Here is an 18,131-nt window from a genome sequence, read left to right on the forward strand (position 1 = left end):
ATTGTGTTTCGATGACGCTGCTTGATTATCCGATGTGGTCAAACGGTACGGGCTGGGGCACGGCCATCTTGTTTGCGGAAGCCTGGTCTAGGTGGGGTTTAAGGGGGGTGGTGGACCATCCGCCGTCTGCGCGCACCTGGGGTGCGGGTGGTCAAGCAGTGGACCTGCGATTAGTCAACGAAGCTTCCCAGTGTTAGCGAGGCGCTCCATGCTCATCACGCGCGAAGGCAGTGGGACTGTCTCGGTGGAAGCGATTTACCTCGTGCAAATCACTCTGTCTGCGCCCGAGGCCCCGTTCCGCGCCGTCGTGTGCGGGGAGAGCACTTCGTGGTTGGACAGGGACCCCACCCCTGACCACGTAATCGTGTGCGAACGCGATGTGCTCGTCGCTCTCCCGGCCGTCTTTGGCGCCGGCGTCGGTCGTGCGTTCACGAATTCGGCACCCGTGCCGGATCGGATCGGCAAGCCGTTGCGTACGTCGTTCTCGGGGCCGGAAGCCGAAGATTCTTGGCGTCGGCCGTTCACCCACCGTAGGCGGTCGATCGCCCGAATGAGAAGCCAACAAATCAGATTCTGCGAGGGGCAGCGCTCTACTCTCGGTAACCCACTGGGTGCAGGCGATCGTCCGCGCGGCCGTGGGACGATGCCCGGGCCATTGCAGGCGGTGACGATCGCACCGACCACCGATTCGGAGCGCGACGAGGCACCATGCGCCGTTGCAATAGCGCAGGTGCGGCCCAACGAACCTGCCGACGGTCCAGCGCGTCTGTCGTGGGGCGGGCACCCTTGGTCGGCGGGGCGGGCTGCATGCAAACACGTGTCGGCTGGTGGCGGCGGCGCGCGGCACGATAGTTCTGTGAGGACCGAGCCCGTATTCGACGCTGCCTACGAAACAGCGGTTTCGCCGGCGGAGCACCTGTTGAAAACCCCCTCGCGGCTGAATGATCATTACCGCATGAGCTCAGAGCGTCTTTTCGTCGATACCGATTCAGTGCGAACCGCCGCAGACGGTAGTGCCGTTAATGCTGCGGAATGGGCTGAATACCAGCGGGCCTGTGGGCAGTGGATGGAGGAGGCCGAGGAAGAGATTCTTCGGTGCCAGGGTCCCGTCGCCGCCCCGGTGGGCGCAGCCTTGCGCGATCACTTCGATGGTTTGAACGACCGGGCCGGCAGCGCAAGTGATCACCACGGGGCGTTCGGCACCAAGCTGTTGGCCGCTGCCAAACGCCACGACGATGCCGACTCCAGTGGGGCAGAGAGCGTTCGGGCCTCGGGCGGTGCAGCGTAGGTGAGTGAGCTTCGTGTTGATCCCGCTGACGCCGGCCCGCGTATCGTGGCGGCGTTGATGGAAGCGGCGGCCGCACTGAGCGCTCCGGCAGCGATCATGCCTCCTGAGCCGGCTGGCATCGATCCTGTGTCGATCACGGCGGCCAACCGCGTCGCTACGAACGCGGCGAAGCTCAGTTCGCAACTGGCAGGTGGTATTTCACGTCTGATTACAGGTGGAAACGCCGCCGTGACTGCCCTGCAACGCTACATCGAGATGGACGCTGACGGTGCTGCCCTCGTCGGTGGCAGCGGATCGCCGGCGGCTGCCGCGGTCAGCGCTCTTAGCGGAATCCCTGACCCGCCCGCTGTGGACATCCCTGACGTGCCGATTGACGTCCTTGCTGCTCTGGCTACCGTTCCCGGTGCGCCGGATGTGGTCGATGACGCGCTGAATGCTGGTGCCGGGGAATCCGGTCTGCATGCCCACGCCGCGAGTTGGGACGTTGCAGCGCAGGGTTTGTCTCAATCAGCACACGGTATCCAGCAGCTGGCCGGAAGCCTGCCTGCGTCCTGGGAAGGTCAGACGTCCACAAACCTTAGTGCTCGGTTGCAGAACTTCGGCCAGTGGATGGAAACCTCGGCTGCGGCCGCCGGTGCGCATGCCGATACAGCGCGCGAGGTGGCAAGCCACTGGAGTACCGCGGTCGCCGATCACCCACGCGCTCAGACGTATCGGGAGACCCAGCAGAAGTTTGTGCAAGCGGCGTCACGGGCCAGTGCTGGTGACGTTGGTGCGGCTGCAGATGCGACCCGGCTCGAAGGCGAACTGGTCAAGATGAAGACCAAGTCGGCCAAGACGATGACCACTTACGGTCAGGGTGCGGGCGGCGCCAAAGAGGCTGACCATCCGGGCGATTCGCCAAAGATCAGTGGCGATGGTGACCACCTTCCCGATAAGGCAGCCAAAGACTTTGGGGCAGCTGATGATCCCCTCTCTGGTGATGGATCGAGCGATCCCGCAAGCCAGTCCGGGCAAGCGACTGGTCAATCGATGCAGTCCATCTTGCAGACGATGATGAGCATTCCTTCTCAGCTAGCCGGCGCGCTGGGGCAATCGTTCGGGCAGGTCGGACAGCAGGTGCAACAGGTGGGCCAGCAGGCGTCCCAGATGGCCAGTCAGCTCGGCGGCGGGCTTGGTGGTGGTATGCCGTCTGGGGGCTCAGGTGGATCGCCTCGAAACCCGTTGAGCAAGTTGGGCTCCGGTGACGGGCTGGACGGTCTCGGTGGTGGCGGTGGTGCTGGCGGTGGTGGCGACAGTGGCCGCACGTTGCCGGCCAGCCTGCCCGAGCAGCTAGCTCCTCCGGCGCCCGCCCCGCCGGCATCGACTGGTGCTGTGCCCACAGGCTCTGTGCCGCGTGCCGCCACCGGTGGCGGCGGGTCCATGATGCCGATGGGGATGATGCCCCACGGCAATAAGGGCGCCGAAGGCAAAGAGATTGACCGTAACCAGGAGTGGTTTCCCGACGAGCAGTTGGTCAAAGACACCGTCGAAGTCAGTGAACCGATTGCCGGGCAACGCAAACGCGTGCGGCCCACGGAAAAGTAGGGGGGCGAGTGGCTTTTCATCCCGAAGTGGAAAAGTTCCTGGCACGCAGTCAACAACTGAGCCAAGCCCTGGAAGCTGTCGAGCGGGCCGCATTCGACGATCTGCGGGTGCGCCGCGCCGCGCCGAACGAACCCGATGTGATGCCCGAAGTTGATGGCTGGGGTGAGTTGAAAAGCCTGTACCTCGGAGAGGGTGTCGTTGACCGCTACAACGCCCACGAGGTGGAGCAACTGGTCATGTCCGGACTCAGCGAATGCTATGCGGTCCTTGATGATCGGCGCCGCGAAGCGGCGAGCAAGGCGGCACCCGAGCTGAATCTATGGGAGGCCGTCGAGAAGGAACAGCAGGAACACGCTAGCGACGAGGACGACGAGTGGGTCGATGACGACGAGGAGATTCGGGCGTGAACGCCATCGTTACTCCTGCAGAACTCATCACCGACTGCCTGACCGGCAGCGTCCGCAGGCTCCTCGGCGGCGTGCACTCTCTCACCTCAGCTCGAGCGGTCATCGTCTGTGTCGATCCTTCGTGGATTCACGTGAAATTCTCAACGCCGCCGGGCGCCCTACCGGCCCCGTGGGAGGCAGACGATGCGGTTGGGTGGATGCGAGCTCCGTTGGGGCAGGAGCCCAAACTGCGTGATTCCTCCGCTGATCCCGTACTGGTCGTAGTCGGAGTCGGGGAACGGGAAATTGTCGCGATTAACGCGCTAGCCATTGATGAGATCGGCGTGACATGTCACGATCGCGCAGCGCTGATCGGAAACTGGTTGTTGCAGGCACAAATTCAGGACCAGGATGCCGACGAAGCCTCCCTGGCAGGGGTGCGCCTGACCGAGAGCCCCGATGCCACGATCGTGGTCGCCGACCCAATCGTGGACGGCCAGGTGCCGGGCTGGGTGGATGTGCTGGCCGAGGGGACCAGCTGGCCGGTGCGTCCCCTGCGACTCGGCGGCGTTGACGACGGTGATCTCGACCAGTACGACCCTGAGGCTGAACAGCCCGTTGGTGTCGAACACTCAGATACCGAGGCCGCTTGCGAGTCAAGCGTTTCCGTGATCGATGGTTCACCTGGCCCTCAAACAGCTGTGGCACAACAAAAGGAAGGCCAGGATGCCCCGGTCGAGGCAACCGGAACGATGACGGTGTTCGGTCGATTCTCGGTCGTTGATGCCGAGGGCGCAGCTCTGCAGCCAATGCAGCAGCAGATTGTGGGCGCGATCGCCTTCAATCAGCCCATCCCCACCGCCGAACTGTGTGAAATGCTCTACGGCGCAGGGGTCGACCGTCAGAAGAGCTTCCATGTCGCGATGAGCAAAATTCGTCGGCGCGGCCTACAGCCAGTCGCCACCGACGAGGGGTACTGCATCGACATCAACTCGGACTGGAGCCGCTTTACCCGATCGGTCACCATCGACCCCAGCACGGCCGAGACTGAAAAGCTCAAAGCCGCAGCCGATCTGATCACAGGCCCACTGTTTGGAACGCAGGTTCCCCCCTGGGCCAGCGATCACGTCGCCCCGATGGCGGACCTGGTAGCCCAGACCTGCCGGGAACTGGCTGCCCGGAACGTCGATCAGCCCGACCTGGCCTTGCACTATGCCCGTCGCGGATTGACCGTCAGCCCCGGCCAAGACGAGCTCGTCGCAATCTGCTCCATGCTCACCACGGGTGAATGGAACAAGGACCAAGATGGGGAAGTGACAGCGTGACTGACAACGCGGTGCCGGACATTGAAGAGTTCTACCGCCAACAGTTTCCGGTGTATAGCCCGGAGGGACTAGTTGGGGCCGCCTGCGACGGTCGCGGCCGGGTAAGCGCGATCATGCTGGAAGAGGATGCGCTGCGCGCCGGCGATGAAGCCTTGGCCGATGAGATCGTGGCACTGGCCCAGCTGGCCCGTGCCAAATACCGGATGAATCTGCGCCTGTTCTCGCTGGATTCTCTTGCCGCGCAAGGCAGAGACACCACGCCCATGGATCGCTTCTATCGCCGTGTCCAAAAACTCCCCACCCCCGAGGAATACACCGAACTACAGGCGAAAGAATTCGCCCGGAGGTACCAGTAATGAGCCCCGCTGCAGATAACTTTCGGGCAGGGATCGCCGCGCTGGGCCTCATTGACGGCGGCCACGCCGACACCGAGCAAGCGCTGAACTACTTCACGGTCGCCACGGACCAGGACCCGTCCATGTGCGATGCGTGGCTGGGCCGAATCCTGTGCGGAGACAAGTCATCCGGCACGCTCTACAAGGCGTGGCGCAGCAGGGGCCAGATGCACCAGACCGCCACCAGGGCGGGAATCAACCCCGCCAGCTTGTGGGCCAAATTCGATATCGGTATGGGGATCGTTGGCCTCGAACAGCCGATCTACGACCAGTCAGCGCTCGCGGCGGCACTGGCTCAGACGCTTGCGACTGCCACCCCGCCGGACTACGCCGAAGCGCTCGACACCCTCCGTGAAGCCGAACCCACTGGTGTCACCGAGTGGGTCAAAGCCGCGATCTTCTACCGCGCCGAGCGGTGGCCCGACGTCATCGACTGCGTCAACGCCAACCAGCGACTGTATTCGCGTGATGCTGCCTTGAAGACCGCTGCCGAGCTGGCAGTGGGCATTTCGCATGCCAGGCTCGGCAAATTCGACGACGCAGAGACCCATTTACGCGCGGTCACCGAGCAAGAGCAACTGCCTGATGCGGTGCACGCAGCACGCTGGTTCTTGGCGATGATCGACCGTGAGCATGGCAAAGAAGACCGTGCCGTTGCTCAGATGCGACAGGTCCTCGACCACGCGCCGTCTGCAGAGGTATCGGCGGCTCTGGCCGATCCCAGTGTGCGACTGCAGGTCACGACCGTAGAGGCGATCGGTCAGCGCACGGATCCGTGGGATCCGGCCACCGGCCCGAGCGCGGAAGATGTTGCCAACCAACGCCGCGACGTGAAGCGAGCCGATGTGCTTGCCGAAGCAACGGCCGAATTGGACGCGCAGATCGGCATGAAGGACCTCAAAGAACAAGTTGAGACCTACCGGTCCCGGACCCGGATGGCCGCTAAACGGCGCGAAATGGGTCTAAAAACGCCGAGCAGTTCCAACCACATGGTGTTCACCGGGCCGCCCGGGACCGGTAAGACGACGATTGCGCGCGTGGTCGCCAAAATCCTTTGCGGACTGGGCATCGTCGAAACGGACCACGTCGAAGAAGTCAACGCCAAGAGCCTGCTCGGACAACACCTAGGCGAATCCGAGGCCAATACCAACGCGGCGATCAACAGGGCGCTGAACGGGGTGCTGTTCCTTGACGAGGCCTATACGCTGATCAGCCCGGAGAACAAGGGCTCCAATGCCGATGCGTTCGGCAAGGCTGCAATCGACACGCTGTTGGCCCGCATCGAAAACGAGCGGCACAGACTGGTCGTCATCATCGCCGGCTATGAGACGGATATCGACCAACTGCTGGCGGTCAACGAAGGGCTGAGGAGCCGCTTCGCGTATCGCATGCGGTTTAGCACCTACACACCCGACGAGCTCGTCCAGATCGCCCACGCACTGGCCGCCGGCCGTGACGACATCATCGACGACGCCAGCTCGAGGGTCCTGCGATCGGTGTGCGCGCACTTGTCGTCTCGGACGGTCGATGACAACACCGACGCTGCGGTAGCTGATCTGGTGGCGTTGACGGCGTCCCTGGCGACCTATGGCTTGGAGAACGTCGACGGCAGTGCGATGGCTGCCCTACGGTCGGCGTGTTCGAGGGTGCTGATGGCCACATCCGTCCGCAAGAACATGATCGACAGCGTTGGCAACGGCCGATTCATCCGGACTGTTGTTGAGCGGGCTGCCGATTGCCGCGACCGGCGCCTCGACGGGGAGTTCTCCGCGGCTGAGTTCGACGAAACCGCCGTGATGACAATACGTCCGCCGGATATGGCGGCGGCACTGCGCGAGGTGCTCGCCGCTGAGCCGGTAGTCGGTGGACTTGACCTGAGTACAGTTCTGGGGCAGGTGAACTGATGCCTTTCATTCCGACGTCCAAGCTTCAGGTCAGTGGCTACAAATTCCTTGTCGCCCGCCTGAACCACGCGCTCACGCGGTACGACACCACGATGCGTCACGACCCTGCGCGAAGCACGGCGCTAGGCCAAATGCTGGGTGTGGCCGCCATCGCGCTGGTATGCCTGGCCTGCGTGGTTTTGGCGTACTTCAAACCTCAAGGCTTGCGCGACACCTCGCGCATCGTGCAAGCCCGTGACTCCTCCCAGCTGTTCGTCAAGATCGACGACAAACTGTACCCAGTGCTGAATCTTGTTTCAGCACAGCTGATTACCGGTAGTCCCGACAAGCCAGAAGCGGTCAAGCCCCAAGAAGTGCAAAACATGCCACGAGGGTCTCTGGTCGGCATCGCCGGGGCTCCATCGCAGGTCTTTCAGCCGACAGAAACCAATTCGCGCTGGAGCGTCTGCGATGTCATCGACCACCCTGGAACAGCTGAGCCCTCGACACACACCGCGGTGATCGCCGGGGGTCAGCAGCAGAAGCTCACCGGCGACCCGAGCGCGGCGAGGATAGTCCAAGGCCCCGATCAGGTCACCTGGCTACTGAACAACGATGCTCGCCACCGGATCAATATCGAGGATACGGCGCTGGTTCTTGGTCTTGGGCTGCAACGATTTCCCACCATCGACGTCATCAGCGAGGCCCTATTCAATGCCATTCCGGCGGGCCGACCCATCACCTCGCCAGTGATTCCCGGCGCGGGTGCCCCTCCGGCATACCCGGTGGCACCCGGGGTGGTGATTGGCTCGGTTCTTCGTGTCCCCCAGGCATCCTCGGTGAGCTGGTATGTGGTGCTTCCTGACGGTGTTCAGCAGATCACCGAGGTGATGGCCTCAGTGATCCGCAATACCAATACCTTCGGCGCGAACGTCGCTCCGACCTTGTCGCAAGATGTGGTCGCGAAGCTGCCCGCGGCCAACCCCGGCATCGACACCTCAGCGTTTCCGGATAGACCGCTTCACTCAGCGGCATCCTTGACGGCTCCAGTCACCTGCTGGCAGTGGGTCAAAAACTCCGGTGATCAGCAAGCGACATCGGCTCTGGAGTTCCTTCCCGGCCTGCCGCTCAACGACGAGCAGCGCATCATGTGGCGCCACGATCTGGTGTCGCGGCCCGGTCTGTCGATGTATGCCCCGCCAGGGTCGGGATTCTTCGCCCAAACAACAGGATCGGACCCCCGTTCGCCGGCCGCGGAAACCAAATGGTGGGTCTCCGATGCTGGCGTGAGGTACGGGCTGATTGACAACGACGGCACCAAGGGCGCCGCCCCGGCCGCCAATGCACTAGGACTGCAATCGCCCATTCCGGCACCGTGGTCGGTCCTGTCGATCCTTGCCACCGGTCCGGGACTGTCCAAAGAGGCAGCCCTCGTCAAACAAGACACGATCGCAGAGTCGCCCTTGGCGGTGGCCCTCAACGCAGGGAGCGGGACGAAGTGAGCATTCAGCCGTGGATTCCGCCGAACCGCGCGCCGGAAGCGCCGTCGGCCAAAGACGTCAATGTCGAGACCGAAGTTCCAGCGCCGCCCGAGGTCAAAGAGGTTGTGCCGCCGAACAAGTTCCAAAGGATCGCACCGATTCTGATGGCGGTGGCCGTCGTGGGCATGATCGGGATCTTCTTGACCTCCGGCATCCGCAAGGTGACATCGCCCATGATGCTGATGTTCCCCCTGATGTTCCTCGCGTCGGCGGGCGGCATGCTCGGCGGCAATGGGTCTAGCGGCGGCCCCCGGACCGCCGAGATCAACGCCCTGCGCCGCAAGTACCTGGAGATGCTGTCCAATCTGCGTGCCAAGGTCCACAACCGGGCGACCGCCCAATACGACTACTTGGCGTACTTCGCCCCGCCCCCAGAGACGCTGGCCGCGATGGTGGGTGGCCCACGGACTTGGGAACGGTCCCGACCCGGTGAAGACCCGACATACTTCCTAGCGCCGCGTGTGGGCCTAGCCCGGCAGAGGCTCGGAGGCGGAATGCGGATGGCTGATGCCGCCCCCGAAGGCTCGCTCGAACCGATCGGACGAGTCTTCGGCGAACGGTTCTATCGTGCCCACCGCTCGGTCGAGGACCTCCCGGTGGTCATCGACCTCAAAACGCACCGCAGCGTGCAATTTTTCGGCGACGGGGATATCGAAGGACTTGTTCGTTCCATGCTGCTGGGGTTGGCGGTATTGCATCCGCCCAACCTCGTGTTGATGGCGGTGGTCACAGAACGCCCAGAGGTGTGGGACTGGATCAAATGGCTTCCGCACAACCAGCATTCGACCCGACGGGACGCCCTGGGCACCGAACGGATGGTGTACACCCCGGAGCAGGCCGGCGCCGCGCTCGCTTCGCTACTGGCGGAGCGCGGCGATTTCACGCCCGATGACAAATACACCGGCAACAAACCCTGGCTGATCGTGGTTGCCGATGGAGCCGGACGCACCATCCCCGGTGAAGGCAAAGAAGCCGTCACAGTGCTCCGTATCGGCGGCCCCGACGAAGACGGTCTGGAAGTCATCGGTGCCCGCGTGGAGGTCAACACCGACGGCACTGCGCGCAAACGACGCAATTCTGCAGAGGACAACCTGCGGTACTGGGTGAGTCGGCTCGACACGGTCGGGCCGTTGCAGGCGCGTCACATCGCGCGGCGGCTGGCTCGGTGGCGAGCCAGTACGGACAAACAGATCGCCACCGCACGCGGCACGGAGCATGTGCAGCGTTCATGGGCCTCGATGCACGGCATCGCGGACGTGGGCACGATGGGGACCAGCAAGTGGCGACCGGACATGCGTGAAGGCGACCCCGATGCGATGCGCGTGCCTATCGGCTGGGACAAGGACGGTGGGCTGATGTCGCTGTTGATCCGCGACGTCGCCGAACAAGGCAACGGATCGCACGGAATGGTCCTGGGCACTACAGGTTCCGGGAAATCGTCGCTGCTGAACAACCTGCTAATGGGGTTGAACTCTCGCCACACGCCCGAGCAACTCAATGTGATCTATGTCGACTACAAGGGCGAAGCCACCTTCGACGGGTTCGACGACCTCAACGCCACCGTGGAGATCATCTCCAACCTTGGTTCCCAAGACATGATTGACCGGCTCGATGCGGTGCTGCGCGGCGAAGTCGAACACCGTCAGCGACTGCGCAGCACCATGGGCACGGCTACCACGGGCAAGAAGTTCAAGGATGCTCGGACCTACCTGAAAGCCCGCCAAAAAGGCGCCGACATACCGCCGTTCCCGACGTTGCTGGTCGTCGTCGATGAGTTCACCGCCCTGCTGAAAGACCATCCAGAGTTCCGTGAAACCTTTGAGCACCTCGGTCGCATGGGCCGTTCGGACCGCGTGCAACTGCTGCTGGCGACACAGTCACTGACCGGTGTGAGTCTCGGGCAGTTGTTGTCCAACTGCGGTTGGAAGATCGCGATGAAGACCGCCAGCGGCCAAGAATCCGCCGCGGTCATCGAGACCAAAGATGCCTACTACTTGGAAAAACCGGGCGAGGGATATCTGAAAGTTGGCGGCGGCGACCCGAAATTCTTCAAGGCGCCCGACCCAGAAGAGCCCTATTTTCCGCCGGACGAAGTGACCTTGGCCAGAGAGACGGTCCGTGACGGCGCAGCTTCGAGCGTAGCCCCGTTCGGCGTGCACGCAGTGCCGATTCCTGGTGTGGACACCTCCGCTGACGACGACAAGCCTGACGAGCCTGTGACGGTCGAACGCACCCAGCAGGAGATCGACGAAGCCCCCGATACGCGCTCGGTGGTGCTCGACCAGCTCAAGGGCAAGGGCGCACCGTGCCGGAAGCTGTGGCTACCGCCGCTGCTGGCGCCGAAACCGCTCGGGCACTTGCTGGAGCGCAGTGCACTGACCTCAGGCGACAAAGCCGTGCTGACCTTCCCGATTGGCTTGCTGGACGATCCTTTCCATTCCGCACAGCACGTGTTCACGGTGGACTTGGCCGGCGGCAACCTAGTCCTAGTGGGACGGCCCGGTTCGGGTAAGTCCGTTGCGCTGCAGTCGATCGCGTTGGCAGCGTCGCGACTCAACAGCCCGAAACAGTTGCAGATTTTCGGCCTCGACTTCGGCGCTGGTGGCAAGCTGATGGCTCTGGAGGGGCTGCCCCACGTCGGTGGTGTGGCGGCCCGCATGGATACCGATGCGGTGTCACGCGTGATTGCAGAAGTCAACGAGGTCGTCACGAAACGTTCAGAGCTGTTCCGCGAGTACAAAATTCAGTCCATGGACAGTTATCGTGACAGGATTTTGGATGGGACAGCGCCCGATGACGGCATGGGTGACGTGCTGCTCCTGGTCGACGGGTTCGACCAGTTCAAAGAGGGCCACGAGGCGCTGGTGCCGGCGATCGCGGATTTGGTCAAGAACGGCAAGGCCGTCGGTGTGCATGTGATTGTTGCCCTGCAGGTGTTCTCGACCCTAGGCAGCAAGATGAATCAGGCTTTCAACGCCCGGATCGAGTTCAAATTGAACGAGCCTTCGTTGACCGCGTCGGGAGCCAAGAAACTTGCCGAGGCCGTCCCGGCCGTGCCAGGCCGCGCCCTGGACATCGCCACAAACATGCACATCATGATCGGGGCACCCCGATTCGATGAAGTCGAGGCGGTCGATGAAGCAGGTCTGGCCGCAGCGATCTCGGCCGTCAACAACCAATGGGGCGATGTGGCCGCACGCCAGCTGCGTGTGCTGCCGCCACGAGTGACGGCGTCCGAACTCGCCTTGCCTGAGCCGTGGCGGGGATCGAAGTGGACGGTTCCGATCGGCCTCTACGAAAAGGACCTCATGACTGTGCCGTTCGACTTCATGACGGGCCGCCACCTAACGGTGTTCGGGAACAATGATTGCGGTAAGACCCACCTGATGGTGTCGATGATGCAATCTCTAGTCGACCGGTTCGGTCCCGACGAGGTGAAGTTCATCGTGGTTGATCTCAAGGGCACCACGATGATTGACGCGGTGGACGAGCGGTACGTGCTGAAGTGGGAGGGCGAGCAGTTCAAGCCCAACCCGGAATACGACATCAGCACTAATCCTGGTGTGCCTAAACAGGTCGCGACGAAGGTCTCGCGCAGTGGCTTGCTCAGGACGCCAGGTGAGTTGACGGCCGCCATGGTCGAGATCGCCAATTCGCTAGCCGGACGTGCTCCCACGGGAAGCGAAACCAAAGAGCAGCGACGAAACCGGTCGTGGTGGTCAGGCCCGGAAATCTTCCTATTCGTCGATGACTATGTCATGGTCGCGAACGCGGCCCCCGCGGCGTTCGCGCCGTTAGCGCCCTACTGGGGCAACGCCCCCCTGCTGGGTATTCACTCGGTGCTCGGCTGCAAGGCGGGTATGGCCAACAGGCTTCTTGGTCAGGGCGGTTCTCTTCCCAAGCTGAATTATGACGCAGGCGGGTCCACACTAGTTATGGACGCTCTTCGAAACGAAGGTCCGATCATGGGCGTGCGGCTAGACCCGCGCCCACCGGGGCGGGGCTTGCTTATTACAGGTAGCGAAAGCGAGGTGATCCAAACGCCTGTGGTGCCCGCGCTCGAGGAGCTGTCGAAGTAGACAGCCCGCCCGCCGAGCCGGTGCAGCAGACCTGGATAAGTGCATATAGACGGTCCTGTAAAGGAGCGTCGGTGAGCCTACAGCGCTACGCGAAAAGACCACACGTCGAAGGGGAAAAGGACAATGGAACCACTACAAGTCATGTCAGATGCACTGCACGCTGGCGGCGCTGCCGTCACTGGGGTGACCGGACAGCAGACCGCCACCACCGCCGCGGCGATGCCCATCGTCGGCGCGCTGCCGCCGTCAGGGGTCGACACTGTATCGGCGTTGGCGTCGACAGCATTCAACGCCGAGGGAGCCGAATTCGAGGCGATTTCCAGCGAGGGCACAGCGATGCTCGCGTTGGCCGCCGAAGGGTTGAACTCGGTTGCGCTCGCCTACGACGCGGTCGACGCGGCCGGCGCCGCGACGATTCTCTAATCGGCCGAATCCTAGGTCGAGAGGCAGTAGCTACCAATGGAATGGCATGGGTTGCCGCCGGAAGCCAACACCGGGCGGTTGATCGCAGGAGCCGGCGATGAACCGTATCTGTCTGCGACCGCCGGATGGCAGGCGGTCGCAGACGAATTCACTGCGGCGATGACGGCTCTGCGCGCAGAGATCAGCATCGTCGCGGCGACCTGGCAGGGCATGACAGCGACCCGGGCCCAGGCGGCGTTCGAGCCGTACCTGGCCTGGATGGCCTCGGTTATCGCCATGGCCGAAGCGCGTTCTGGTTTAGCTGCAGCCCAAGGCACCACCTACGGATTGGCCGTCGCTGAAACGCCCTCACTCGGCGAGATCGCGGCCAACCACACCACCCACGCCACACTTCAGGCGACGAACTTCCTTGGCGTGAACACTGTTCCGATCGGCGTCAATGAGTTCGAATACCTGGTGGTGTTGTGGAACCGGGCTGCGGGGGCGATGGACGCGTATCTGGCGTCCACTGGCGTGAACACGGCATTCCCGCCGTTCTCGCCGGCGCCCAGCGTCATGGCGGCACCGGGGGCGCCCGAAGGTGGTCTGGCGGCGATCCTGGCAGCGACAGCTGCGCAGTTGCCGCAGTCGATGGCTCGGGACGCTATCTTGGCGGAACTTCAGGTCGCCGGCACCGAGGGCGCCGTGCGGGGCCAAACCCAAGAGGTAGCGCAATTGGCTGCCACTGCAAGTAATCTGGCCGGTTCGCAGGCGAGCGAGCAGGCGGGACAGCAGGCAACGCAGGACGCCTCCCAGATGGCTCAAGCGCCCCAGATGGCCATGCAAATGGTTCAGCAGGTTCCGCAACAGGTTGGTCAGATGGGGCAGCAGGTTGGCCAGGTGCCGCAACAGTTGATGCAGTCCGCTACCCAGCCGTTGCAGCAGATTACGCAGTTGTTCCAGGGAATGGGTCAAGGCGATCTGGCCAACCAGAACATCACTCCTGCTTCACTTGTCAGCCACTTCGGAAACGTCGATCAACTGGGTGCCTACGGTACGAGCGCCGTTGGCTCCTCAGGTGGCGGCTATGGCGGGGCCGGATTGTTGTCCTCGGCGAATTCTGGTGGCGCTAGCGCTTTACGGGCCCCAGCGGGCTGGTCCCAGCCGGCGCCGGCAGCCGGGGCTGAGCAGGTCACACGCACAACTGCGGTGCCCGCCGCTGGGTCGAGCGCCGTCGGCAGCGGGACGGGAGTGATGGGCCCGATGTCTGGAATGCATGCTCGAGCAGAAGGGTCGACGATCACGGTGTCAGAACCTGTGGCACACGAGAAACCGGTCGTGGCCAGCTTGGGTTTCGAGGTGTTCGACGAATGACGAGCATCCGCGCGGGTGAATGGGAAGGGGGTGTGCCAGCGGTCCTCTTGCGAATGCCGCGGAGATCGTTTTGGCTGGTACTGAGACGTGATCCTATCTAAGCCACCGCGTCGCGACCGTCTCCGGCGCGGACCTCGTAAGAGGTTTGACCCAGAGGCGGATGGACGCGGATCAAGCTGACCCGCAACAGAACAACCAGTTGTACGGCACACAAATAAGGAGTGAGTCCCAAATGCAGAGAATGGCAACCGACACCGCGGTCCAGAAGGCCGTTGCCGATGAGATCGGCACCGAGGCCACCAACGAGCACCACACCATCACCGCGTTCCTCGACGAGGTGAACGCCATGCAAGGGTCGTTCGAGGGCGACACCTACAACGCGACAGCCGCCAAGGCCGCGGAGCTGAACGAGAAGGGTGTTCTCCTGGCCAACCAGCTGCAGAGCATCTCCGAGCGGGTTGGCACCTCTGCCGGCGGCTACATCAGCGTCGACAGCGACGGTGCCAGCAGCGTGGCCTCCAGCGGCGCGACGGCTTTCTGACCACCACCCCTGACACCCACGAGCAAAAGGAAAAACGCAATGAGCCAACAGACTTGGGATTACGCCGTCATCCACGCCACCATCCAGACTCTGCGCGGCCAGGCAGCGCAGATCGAGGGCCAGAACGAGGCGCTGGACGCCTCGCTGGGTAAAGGGGCCGCCACCTGGCAGGGTGATGCTTCGGACATGTGGGCCACCGAGCAGCGCACGCTGAACCAGCACGGCCAGGAGTTCCAGCAGGCAATCGTCTCCTACATCAACGCCGTTGAGGAAGCGACCAATCACTCGCAGCACCAAGAGCAGATCAACGCTTCGTCGTTCGGCTGATCCGAACTTTCGATAAATATAGCGGCACGGGTATAACCGCCCGTGCCGCTATATTTTTTGAACGATTTTGTGCCCGTGTAAATACGACCAAAAGAGTGTTACGGTAAAAATTATGAGCAACGATCCAGACCCGTATCGCGGCGCATTTTCTCAAAGCCCCGAATCCACGGGCGCCCATCCGATGCCGTCGGCGCCCCTCCCCTCAAGTCCACCGCCACGCCCGATCCTGGACGAAGAACTAACCGCGATTCGCCCGCGCGAACAATGGGACGACATGCTTGCGCAAGCGCAGGCGATGAGCCGAAATCCGGCGCAGACGATGAGCCAGAGTCCAGCGCAGGCGTTGGGCCACAATCCGGCTCCCGTCGCTGCGGCACCGGCACCGGTTCCTCAGCAGAACTCCTCTGGTGCACAGCATCCTGGCCGGCAGGCTCTCGCGCCGGCGTACTACGCGAACGGTCAGCAGTATGGTGCTGCAACCGGCGGTCGGCAGGACGATCAGAGACCACCCCAGGTCGTCCTCGACAAGACCGATGCACGCCGGATGCACGAACCCGCCGAGCGTGGCTGGCGAAAATGGCTTTATACCTGCACCCGAATCAACCTCGGCCCAGGCAAAGACGAGCGATATGAAATCGAATTGAAGAGCAATGTTGTTCGAACGGTTCGATCAACATTTTCTGTCGCGGTCCTCGGTCTGAAAGGCGGGGTGGGCAAAACTGTGTCGACCAAGTCGATCGGATCGGTGATTGCCCACGAACGCGGCGACCGCGTCATTGCCGTTGATCTGGACAATGACTCGGGAAACCTCGCCGAACGTCATGGCCGCGAGACGCCCATGAGCATCATCGACTTGATCAACGACCCGGGGGTGGAAAGATACCTCGACGTCCGGGCGCACACCTCGTATGACACCTATTCGCGACTGGAAGTACTTGGACAGCCCGAGTACGCCAGCACAAATGCCGTCGTCGAACAGGACGACTTCGAGACTGCGATCGGCATTCTGCGGGATCACTACTCGGTAGTGCTGATGGACTGCGGAACCGACCTCAAGTCGGAACTGGTGGGCAGTGTCATGAGGCAGTCGCACGCTCTTGTCGTAGTGACCAATGCCTCGATCGACGCCTTGGAGGAGACGGACGAGACGTTGAAGTGGTTGCGTAGCAATGGTTTCCACACGTTGCTGGAGAACACTGTCTTGATCATCAACCACACCGGGCCCGGCAAGCCCAATGTCGTGGTGGACAGGGTAGTGGAACAGTTCTCGTTGAAGGTCCCGCCGCATCGCATCTTCGTTACCCGGTTCGACCGGCACATCCACGAAGGGCGCGCGATCAACCTCAAGCTGGTGTCGAAGAAGGCACGCCGGACCTACCTGCAGATCGCGTCAGCGTTGTCGGACATGTACCCCAGACCTACGGACAGCCACGCTGAGGTCACGCATCAGTCGGCAATCGAGGGCGCCGCGCTGCCGGGCAGCCGGGGGCATGAGTACCTTCAGCCGCACCACGCACACCGCCAACCGATGCCACGCGGCGGCACCAGGTAAAGCACCCCACGGCAGGCAGGAGGTAACAGATGGTGTCGACCAACTCGGCAATGCTCTCGCGGGTCGCTGTGAGCTACGGCAATAAGCAGAAAGACCTTGTGCTGCCCACAGAATTGCCGATACGGGAATACATCGGCGATGTAGTTGACCAGTTGTCTCACGATCAGAACATCGTCGCCCCGACCGGCGGCGAATGGACACTGTCGCACACCGGTCTGCCGATGAAGCCGGAGCAACCACTCCACGACGCGGGGGTCCGCGACGGCGCAATCCTCGAACTGACAGCGGTGCTGTCCACGGAGCGGTACCGACCCGTCATCGAGGACGTCATCGATGCCGCAGCGCGCGCTGCCGCCGAAGCGGGCCGGCCGTTCGACGCAGCCGCCGCGCGCAAAGCCGGATTGGCAGCACTCGCGGTGGGCGGTGTCGGGCTGTGCGTTGCGCAGTGGTGGATGTGGACGGCCAGCCACTACTCATGGTGGTGGGTCCTCGCTGGGGCACTGGGTGCGGTGGCTGCTCTTGTGGGCACCTGGTCGGCGGCGACGCGCTACCACGCCGATGATGCCGCCAGCGCATGGGCAATCATCTGGGTTGCGTCGGCGACCGTTGTGGGGCAATTGATTCCGGTCTCCCTACGTACGGGCTCGCCGGGCATTGCACACATCATGGTGGCTGCAGTGGGTGTGGCTGTGGCCGCGATGTGTGCGTTGCTGATCACAGGCCGGCACATGGCTTTGATCGGTGCCGTCGCGTCCCTAGCCGCGTCCGTCTCTGCTGTGTGTGCGGTCGCCGAGTACACCGGTCTTCAGCCATCGGCGATCGCGGCGGGAGTGCTGCTTGTGGGTCTGGTCTGGTCGTACAACGCGTCGAATCTTGCTTCCGCGATCGCGCAGATCACGCTTCCTAAAGTGCCCGCAGATGGCGAAGAGATCGAAGTCGAAGGTGAGCTCACCGGCGAGGAACTCGCGACTGTGCGGGCGCGATCCGAGCGGGCTGTGCAACTCACGACCGCGTTCGTAGTCGCGTCGTCGCTGACTATTGCGCTGGCGACGGTCTTCACGATGGCTCCAAGCTCCTACCACCATCGGATCGAAGTGGGGATCGTGGTCTGCGTGGCCATCGTGTTGACTCACTGGGGACGCACAATGTCCAATGCGCTGCAAGCGAATTGGATGTTCTCGGCTGTGGCCATAGTTATCGTTGGATCCGCGGCCCGAATGCTGTTGGTTTGGCACAGCGGATGGGCACCGATTGTCGTAGTCGGTGTCCTGGCGGCCGCGGTAGGGCTTCTGGTCGTGGCGGCGGTTGTTGTGACCCCCAGGGGAGTGAACCCGCGAGTCGCCAGAGCCGTCGAGATCGTCTACATGCTTTCAACGATCACTGTGTTCGTACTTTCCGCGTGGGTCACCGGCGTTTTCGGAGTGCTGCGCGATCTGCGGATTGGAGGGTGA

The 18,131-nt window shown here is 62.9% G+C and carries 14 protein-coding genes; all 14 read left to right on the forward strand.

Annotation, left to right across the window (positions count from 1 at the left end):
* The first annotated feature begins 955 nt into the window (after positions 1–955).
* Entirely contained in the window at positions 956–1,288 is a 333-nt protein-coding gene (locus AC3WTE_RS25895) for a type VII secretion target (RefSeq protein WP_492442154.1), read from the forward strand.
* Complete coding sequence (locus AC3WTE_RS25900; protein ID WP_492442155.1) at positions 1,289–2,875, forward strand: PPE domain-containing protein; 1,587 nt, start codon at positions 1,289–1,291, stop codon at positions 2,873–2,875. It begins immediately after the preceding gene.
* An 8-nt stretch (positions 2,876–2,883) separates the two neighbouring features.
* Positions 2,884–3,282 carry a hypothetical protein gene (locus tag AC3WTE_RS25905; RefSeq protein ID WP_492442157.1) on the forward strand — a complete coding sequence of 133 codons (399 nt, stop codon included), beginning with the start codon at positions 2,884–2,886 and terminating at the stop codon, positions 3,280–3,282.
* Positions 3,279–4,586, forward strand: coding sequence for a hypothetical protein (locus tag AC3WTE_RS25910; protein WP_492442159.1), 1,308 nt, complete (start codon positions 3,279–3,281; stop codon positions 4,584–4,586). Before AC3WTE_RS25905 ends, AC3WTE_RS25910 begins: the two co-directional genes overlap by 4 nt.
* Positions 4,583–4,942 (forward strand): YbaB/EbfC family DNA-binding protein, encoded by a 360-nt coding sequence (locus AC3WTE_RS25915; RefSeq protein WP_492442160.1) that lies wholly within the window; start codon positions 4,583–4,585, stop codon positions 4,940–4,942. Before AC3WTE_RS25910 ends, AC3WTE_RS25915 begins: the two co-directional genes overlap by 4 nt.
* Positions 4,942–6,885: a type VII secretion AAA-ATPase EccA gene (gene eccA / locus AC3WTE_RS25920; protein ID WP_492442162.1), complete on the forward strand. Its 1,944-nt coding sequence runs from the start codon at positions 4,942–4,944 to the stop codon at positions 6,883–6,885. The genes AC3WTE_RS25915 and eccA overlap by 1 nt, the downstream gene beginning before the upstream one ends.
* Positions 6,885–8,366 (forward strand): type VII secretion protein EccB, encoded by a 1,482-nt coding sequence (gene eccB / locus AC3WTE_RS25925; protein WP_492442164.1) that lies wholly within the window; start codon positions 6,885–6,887, stop codon positions 8,364–8,366. The genes eccA and eccB overlap by 1 nt, the downstream gene beginning before the upstream one ends.
* Positions 8,363–12,484 carry a type VII secretion protein EccCa gene (gene eccCa / locus AC3WTE_RS25930; RefSeq protein WP_492442166.1) on the forward strand — a complete coding sequence of 1,374 codons (4,122 nt, stop codon included), beginning with the start codon at positions 8,363–8,365 and terminating at the stop codon, positions 12,482–12,484. Before eccB ends, eccCa begins: the two co-directional genes overlap by 4 nt.
* A 141-nt stretch (positions 12,485–12,625) precedes the next feature.
* Positions 12,626–12,907 (forward strand): PE family protein, encoded by a 282-nt coding sequence (locus AC3WTE_RS25935; RefSeq protein ID WP_492442168.1) that lies wholly within the window; start codon positions 12,626–12,628, stop codon positions 12,905–12,907.
* Positions 12,908–12,943: 36 nt separating this feature from the next.
* The gene (locus tag AC3WTE_RS25940; RefSeq protein WP_492442169.1) at positions 12,944–14,260 is read left to right on the forward strand and encodes a PPE family protein; all 1,317 of its coding nucleotides are present in this window, start codon (positions 12,944–12,946) and stop codon (positions 14,258–14,260) included.
* Positions 14,261–14,492: 232 nt separating this feature from the next.
* The gene (locus tag AC3WTE_RS25945) at positions 14,493–14,801 is read left to right on the forward strand and encodes a hypothetical protein (protein WP_492442171.1); all 309 of its coding nucleotides are present in this window, start codon (positions 14,493–14,495) and stop codon (positions 14,799–14,801) included.
* 39 nt (positions 14,802–14,840) lie between these two features.
* Positions 14,841–15,128 (forward strand): WXG100 family type VII secretion target, encoded by a 288-nt coding sequence (locus tag AC3WTE_RS25950; RefSeq protein ID WP_492442173.1) that lies wholly within the window; start codon positions 14,841–14,843, stop codon positions 15,126–15,128.
* Positions 15,129–15,195: 67 nt separating this feature from the next.
* The gene (locus AC3WTE_RS25955; RefSeq protein WP_492442175.1) at positions 15,196–16,680 is read left to right on the forward strand and encodes a MinD/ParA family ATP-binding protein; all 1,485 of its coding nucleotides are present in this window, start codon (positions 15,196–15,198) and stop codon (positions 16,678–16,680) included.
* Positions 16,681–16,709: 29 nt separating this feature from the next.
* A complete protein-coding gene (gene eccD / locus AC3WTE_RS25960; RefSeq protein WP_492442177.1) occupies positions 16,710–18,131 on the forward strand; it encodes a type VII secretion integral membrane protein EccD in 1,422 nt (473 codons plus the stop codon).

It is taken from the genome of Mycobacterium sp. FW102-FHT13B02 (assembly GCF_058790275.1).

Excerpts from the sequence above, each read along its gene's own strand:
- AC3WTE_RS25895 (WP_492442154.1), top strand. The coding sequence starts at position 956 with ATGAGCTCAGAGCGTCTTTTCGTCGATACCGATTCAGTGCGAACCGCC.
- eccA (WP_492442162.1), top strand. The coding sequence starts at position 4,942 with ATGAGCCCCGCTGCAGATAACTTTCGGGCAGGGATCGCCGCGCTGGGC.
- eccB (WP_492442164.1), top strand. The coding sequence starts at position 6,885 with ATGCCTTTCATTCCGACGTCCAAGCTTCAGGTCAGTGGCTACAAATTC.
- AC3WTE_RS25935 (WP_492442168.1), top strand. The coding sequence starts at position 12,626 with ATGTCAGATGCACTGCACGCTGGCGGCGCTGCCGTCACTGGGGTGACC.
- AC3WTE_RS25940 (WP_492442169.1), top strand. The coding sequence starts at position 12,944 with ATGGAATGGCATGGGTTGCCGCCGGAAGCCAACACCGGGCGGTTGATC.
- AC3WTE_RS25945 (WP_492442171.1), top strand. The coding sequence starts at position 14,493 with ATGCAGAGAATGGCAACCGACACCGCGGTCCAGAAGGCCGTTGCCGAT.
- AC3WTE_RS25950 (WP_492442173.1), top strand. The coding sequence starts at position 14,841 with ATGAGCCAACAGACTTGGGATTACGCCGTCATCCACGCCACCATCCAG.
- eccD (WP_492442177.1), top strand. The coding sequence starts at position 16,710 with ATGGTGTCGACCAACTCGGCAATGCTCTCGCGGGTCGCTGTGAGCTAC.